The organism is Xenorhabdus stockiae, from assembly GCF_002632825.1.
Lineage (GTDB): Bacteria > Pseudomonadota > Gammaproteobacteria > Enterobacterales > Enterobacteriaceae > Xenorhabdus > Xenorhabdus stockiae.
Window position 1 is genome coordinate 1 of record NZ_NJAJ01000169.1, and the last position, 260, is coordinate 260.

Here is a 260-nt window from a genome sequence, read left to right on the forward strand (position 1 = left end):
CGGCCAACGGGAGGAGGTGACCCGGACGGAGTTTGATGCGGCCGGCAACCCCACCCTGCAGATTGCCCCGGACGGGACCCGCACGGAGTGGGTTTATTATCCGGCCAAAGGGGAGGTGAGGCGCTCGGATGACGATTGCTACGGCTGCCCGGCTGACCCCCACGGGTTTGTCCGTTACGTGAAATCGAAAACGGTGACCCCGGGCGTGGCTTCCCCCATCGGGGCCTATGACGATGCGCCGGGGCATGAGGTGATTTACC

Annotated in this window: 1 protein-coding gene; it reads left to right on the forward strand. The window is 65.0% G+C overall.

Translation table 11 applies throughout. The annotated features are described in order from the left end of the window. Positions 1 to 16 precede the first annotated feature (16 nt). On the forward strand, positions 17 to 260 hold a 244-nt coding region (locus Xsto_RS22075), incomplete at its 3' end, for a hypothetical protein (protein WP_211284373.1).